Source organism: Vibrio sp. V23_P3S9T160 (assembly GCF_963886625.1).
Taxonomy (GTDB): Bacteria; Pseudomonadota; Gammaproteobacteria; order Enterobacterales; family Vibrionaceae; genus Vibrio; species Vibrio anguillarum.
Genome location: NZ_CAWPDB010000034.1, coordinates 1 through 6,600, shown reverse-complemented (window position 1 = coordinate 6,600; position 6,600 = coordinate 1). Strand labels below are relative to the sequence as shown.

2 protein-coding genes are annotated in these 6,600 nt (G+C 46.0%); one reads left to right on the top strand and one right to left on the bottom strand.

Annotated features, from left to right (window positions below; genetic code table 11):
- Positions 1-5,132 (top strand): Ig-like domain-containing protein (locus AACU59_RS02280; RefSeq protein WP_202598920.1); only part of this gene is annotated, 5,132 nt, incomplete at its 5' end.
- 61 nt (positions 5,133-5,193) lie between these two features.
- Here the strand turns inward: AACU59_RS02280 and AACU59_RS02275 are convergent.
- The gene (locus AACU59_RS02275; RefSeq protein WP_019282622.1) at positions 5,194-6,387 is read right to left on the bottom strand and encodes a class I SAM-dependent methyltransferase; all 1,194 of its coding nucleotides are present in this window, start codon (positions 6,385-6,387) and stop codon (positions 5,194-5,196) included.
- Between the last annotated feature and the right edge of the window lie 213 nt (positions 6,388-6,600).

Sequence of the window (6,600 nt, the reverse complement as noted above, 5' to 3'; positions counted from 1 at the left end):
CCTTCAATGCTGATGGCACCGTGACCTACACACCAAATGAGGACTACCACGGCAGCGACAGCTTCACTTACACAGTGACGACGGCGGCGGGCAATGTTGAAACGGCGACCGTGAATGTGACGGTCGGCTCTGTAGATGACGCGAAGAACGACGTCCTCAATACCGATGAAGACACCGCGGGCAGCATCAACGTGCTGGATAATGACACCTTCGGTGACAACGCGAGTGTGACTGGCGTGACTCAAGGTGCGAACGGCACCGTGACCTTCAATGCTGATGGCACCGTGACCTACACACCAAATGAGGACTACCACGGCAGCGACAGCTTCACTTACACAGTGACGACGGCGGCGGGCAATGTTGAAACGGCGACCGTGAATGTGACGGTCGGCTCTGTAGATGACGCGAAGAACGACGTCCTCAATACCGATGAAGACACCGCGGGCAGCATCAACGTGCTGGATAATGACACCTTCGGTGACAACGCGAGTGTGACTGGCGTGACTCAAGGTGCGAACGGCACCGTGACCTTCAATGCTGATGGCACCGTGACCTACACACCAAATGAGGACTACCACGGCAGCGACAGCTTCACTTACACAGTGACGACGGCGGCGGGCAATGTTGAAACGGCGACCGTGAATGTGACGGTCGGCTCTGTAGATGACGCGAAGAACGACGTCCTCAATACCGATGAAGACACCGCGGGCAGCATCAACGTGCTGGATAATGACACCTTCGGTGACAACGCGAGTGTGACTGGCGTGACTCAAGGTGCGAACGGCACCGTGACCTTCAATGCTGATGGCACCGTGACCTACACACCAAATGAGGACTACCACGGCAGCGACAGCTTCACTTACACAGTGACGACGGCGGCGGGCAATGTTGAAACGGCGACCGTGAATGTGACGGTCGGCTCTGTAGATGACGCGAAGAACGACGTCCTCAATACCGATGAAGACACCGCGGGCAGCATCAACGTGCTGGATAATGACACCTTCGGTGACAACGCGAGTGTGACTGGCGTGACTCAAGGTGCGAACGGCACCGTGACCTTCAATGCTGATGGCACCGTGACCTACACACCAAATGAGGACTACCACGGCAGCGACAGCTTCACTTACACAGTGACGACGGCGGCGGGCAATGTTGAAACGGCGACCGTGAATGTGACGGTCGGCTCTGTAGATGACGCGAAGAACGACGTCCTCAATACCGATGAAGACACCGCGGGCAGCATCAACGTGCTGGATAATGACACCTTCGGTGACAACGCGAGTGTGACTGGCGTGACTCAAGGTGCGAACGGCACCGTGACCTTCAATGCTGATGGCACCGTGACCTACACACCAAATGAGGACTACCACGGCAGCGACAGCTTCACTTACACAGTGACGACGGCGGCGGGCAATGTTGAAACGGCGACCGTGAATGTGACGGTCGGTGCGGTGGCGGACGGACCAATACTTGACATAATAAATCCTAGTACTCTCTCCGAGGAAGGCTTACCTGGTGGACTTCAAGATGATATTGGATCCTCAGATACAAGCGACGCAATTAAGGCATCTGGCACCATCACAATTGATGATGTAGATAGCGATTCCGTAGAGATCACTCTTTCGGGCCCGGAGGGCATCACGTCGGGAGGTATGGAAGTCGTTTGGGAATGGGATGCTCAAAATCACAAGCTGATAGGCTCTACATTTGGGAGTGATTCTAAATCCGTTATTGAAATCGAACTTACTGCTCCTAATGCAAGTGGCAAGGGCGAGTGGAACTATACAGTCACTTTACTCAACCCTGTCGACCATCCAGATGGCTCCCAAGAAGATACACTGAGTTTAGATCTCGGCGTATTTGTTTCAGATGGGCAAGCCACAACGGAAAGCAAACTATCTATCATCATTGAAGACGATGCACCTAGTGACCATGCGATGGATCCAGTTGCTGTCACAGCAACTGACATCCCTGATGTGTTAACTGGCCAGTTTGATCTAACGAGTTACCGTGGTAATAGGACCACGATTGACGGTGGTCAATTTACTATTACTGCAAAAGGATTCTCTTCAGCTTTATCATCCACGTTAGTTGGTGCAAATATTAATGGTGACAATGAAGGTATCGGCGTTAGTAGTAAGGATTCTCCGTACCATAACCTTGCTAATGAAGTTGATTTTCGTAAGTTTTCAGATGGCAGTTCTGCATCCGAAGAGTTAGTTATTAAACTCGATCCTAACACGGTAGCTTATGGTGCGAAAATTGAGTTCAGCAAAATGTTTGGCGGTGAGGGCGAAAGCGGGATTGTTGAGTTTTGGCGAGATGGAAAGCTGATTGCAACTCAAAGTTTTACCTCTGATGAAAACCGTGGAGATTACGCTAAAGACTTTTCTGTGCAACAGGGTGGTTTTGATACGATGGTTATCAAAGCTACTGATAATGGTAGCTCGTTTAATCATAAAGATAATAGTGACTTTACCGTTAAAAATATCGAGTTTCTTGGTGCGGATGCGCCGCAGCCAATTGCTTATGGTTCTGGTGTCGTTGAACCGCAATGGGGGGCCGATGCTCGAGGGGCACTGCAATTAGTTGGCCTAGATGAGTCTGCGACACTCAAAACGGTTACTGGCTCTGACATTACTGTTGGATTAGTAGGAGCAAATACTCTTACTGGTAAAGATGCAGAAGGGCATTTAGTCTTCAAACTCGAGTTTACACCGACAACGGGAAAATGGGAGTTTTACCAGTATCAAAATATACAATCGCCGTTAGGTGATGGAGATATTGATTTCCAAGTGAAAGTTACTGATGCCGATGGTGACAGTGCTGTGCTTGGTTTTGCGGTCAAGCCTGTGTCTCCACCGGTTATTGGTGAATTGACGCTCAATGTTTCTGAAGAAGGATTACAAGGCGGGATTGCGGATGACGCATCTATCACTGGTTCACAAGACACGACTAACCAGACCTCAGTGGAAGGGGAGCTTAATATTGCGAACACCTCTGAGCTTTCTATGGGGATTCCGGTTGGTACTTACACTTCTAATGGTGTAGCTATTACCTGGAACTTATCTTCGGATAAACAGAGACTGATTGGAACGGTTGCTGACAATAAAGTGGTCGAAATTACCGTAGATAACCAAGGCAAGGTGACTAGTCAGTTGCATGCTGTATTCGACCACACGAATAATGGTGGAGAAGATGACCTTGTGATTGATATTCCCATTGAAGCACAAAATTCAAGTGGTATTTCGAGCACAAGTACAATCACCATTGTTATCGAAGATGATGCCCCTATCGCTAATGCGGATGTTGCTTCAATCAATGTATTAGCCGATTCATTTAATTTTAACGGTGTTTCGGCTAAGTGGAGCAATATCGCAGGTGGTTCAAATATTACAATTTATGATTCGCGCGATGCTGACCCTGATTTAGACCAAGTACGCTGGGGAACGAGTGCAGGGTATGGGCAATCAGGGTATGGTTTTATTGATAACGATAGTGGACTGGCTGGAAACATAGCTCTCAATGAGCTAGTCCAACTAGGAACCTTTACTCACTATAACTACCCTATCTATGATTCGATTACGGGGGCAACACTAGATGTAACGTTTTCAGTAACCGATGCTTATGGTCGAGTAACGCCTGTGACGATTACGGTGAATTTTGCCCATAACGAAACACCAAATAATCAGTCTGATCCAAGGGATATCATTACTATTGAGAGTCAATCTGTGACTTTTGAATTTGAAGGTAAGATGTATACAGTTGAAGTCTTAGGTTTTGTTGATAAAAACGGTAATGTTATCAACTCGATAAAGACAGACGAAAATGCATCCAACCAGTTTGACTTGGTAGCAAAGATTGTCGAAGGAAGTGGTTACCATTTGCCAAGTGCTTTAGGTAATGTAATACATAACGATTTGCACGGTGCCGATGGGCCATTGACTGTCATAGGGTGTGTGAATGGAGAAACATCAAGTAGCATTAATACAGGTGTTGGCACTAAGGTTATTGGTTTGTATGGCGAGCTGATTCTGATGGCTGATGGTAGCTATACTTATCAAGTGACTGAGGATGCCTCTAAGATCCCCCTCAACGCACAGGAAGTTTTTAGTTATACCGTGAGAGATAATGATGGTGATGCTGCCAATAGTACTTTAACGATTTCGGTTAACGCTGTAGATAAAAATGGTGTACCCGTAGGTTTACCATTGACGGTTGAAGGCAATGATTTAAATGACATGATAGTTGTTAGAAATGGTGAAAACTCACGGCACCCAGATAGATTCGACGTTGCGTTCGGGGGCAATCTTTTGGGTACAGTACGTGATATTCATGGAGATGAAAACCCTATTCACGCAGGGAAAGGTTATAATAATAGTTCTCAAAATCAAACTGTTAGTGGTGGATCGGGGAACGATCATATTGAGACTGGCTCTGGAAATGACGTCATTTATGCAGGAATGACGGGATCGCATGGTTACAGTAGTGATGATGATTTGGAACTTTCAGCGTCTGAGATTGCCAATCATCATGTAATGACAGGCAATCTTTCTGGCGCTGACTCAATGTTAGATAATGATGGTTTGTTATTATCGAACGATGTAGCAAGCCGTAATGCTGACGTTGTTAATGGCGGTAGTGGCAATGATCGAATATTTGGTCAATCTGGCTCTGATATCCTTTTTGGTCATACCGGTGATGATTATATTGATGGTGGTTCTCACAACGACGGTTTGAGAGGTGGTGAAGGTAACGACACCCTTATTGGCGGCCTTGGTAGTGATATCTTAACGGGTGATAGTGGCGCAGACATATTCAAATGGGTTGAGATGGAAACCGCGACTGACCGCGTTACTGACTTCCATCGTTCGGAAGGGGATTCGTTAGATTTTTCCGACTTGTTTGAAGACATGTCTAAAGACGAGATCACAGTATTACTTGATGGGCTGAGTAGTGCAGATCATCAAGGTGTTGCGGACGATGTATCTATTCGTGTTACAGGAAATGAACATGAATCGCACCTAACGATTGTCAAGTCGGGTCAAACATTGACCGTGGACTTTGATGGTGCTTCAGCTGCGGATATCACTAGTAGTTTGATGGATAATCTAAACCATTTAAAGGATTAAAATAACGAAAACCGGAGCTTGATTAGAGCTCCGGTTTTTCTTGCTGCCTATAAAATACGGCTTACAACACCTTACAGGCGAACCCTTTTAGATAAAACCCTTCAGGGTAGGCTGAATCTGTTAAGTGGTCAGCGGCTTGCTCGAACCTTTCAACGAATTTAACGCTACGACCTGCATCGAGCGCCGCATCTGCAATGATTTTTTGGAAGAGATCGGTGCCCATAAGGCCAGAGCATGAATAGGTGAGTAAAGTGCCACCCGGTTTTAAAATTTGCATTGCCAACATATTGATGTCTTTATAACCGTTTGCACCGGAGGTCAGGTTATTTTTACTCGAGACAAACTTAGGTGGATCCATGATCACCACATCAAACAGTGTTCCTTGATCACGGTATTCTCGCAATAATTTAAAAACATCGGCATTTAAAAATACAGCGCGTTTTTTGGAGATATCGAATTGATTGATCTCTGCATTGTATTTGGCGGTATCTAATGCAGGTTGTGAGACGTCGGCGTTAATTACGCGTTTGGCACCGCCTTTAAGAGCGTACAAACCGAAGCCTCCGGTATAACAAAAGCAGTTAAGGACATCTTTATCCTTCACATATTTTATTGATTTCTGGCGGCTGTCACGTTGGTCTAGGTAAAAGCCTGTTTTGTGTCCACCAACAATATCGACGCTAATTTTTACGCCATTTTCTTCGATAATGACTGATTTTGGCGGCTCATCGCCATGCAGCACGCCCATGCGCTCTTCCAAACCTTCTTTTTTACGAACGGCAACATCTGAACGTTCGTAAACATGGCACTCTGGGAAAACGATTGTCAGCGCTTTAACAATATTCGTTTTATGGTATTCAGCCCCTGCGCTAAGCAGTTGGCATACTAGATAATCTTGATACTTATCGATAGTAATACCTGGCAACCCATCTGATTCTGCTGCAATCAGCCTAAAGCCTGTAAGACCATCTCGTTCAATAATCTCCTGGCGAACTAACAGTGCATCTTCGAGCCGTTTCACAAAAAAATCGACATTGATCTCCTGCTTCTCAAAGCTCCAAACGCGAGCTCGAATTTGAGAAGTAGGGGAATAGGCTGCTTTTGCTAACCACTGATTATCATGAGTATAAACGTCGACGGTCTCTCCAAGGCTAGGCTCACCTTCTACCTTGCTGATCCCTCGGGAAAAGACCCATGGATGTTTACGGCGCAAAGATTTTTCACGGCCTTTGACTAGATAGATTGCAGCTGTCATACATTACTCGATGAATATTCAAAATGGGGGCGTATTTTCATAGAAAAGGTAATGGAAAGCAAACAAAGAGCGAGCGTCATACGTAAATAAAGGAAATTGTTTGGAGAGAGTGTCTATGGGATGTACATCAAATTAACCCATTGTCATTTCTTTCATTATAGTGAACGACGCATTTTAGTAGATAAATGATTGAGTATTTAAACATAGATAGAG

Excerpts from the sequence above, each read along its gene's own strand:
- AACU59_RS02275 (WP_019282622.1), bottom strand. The coding sequence starts at position 6,387 with ATGACAGCTGCAATCTATCTAGTCAAAGGCCGTGAAAAATCTTTGCGC.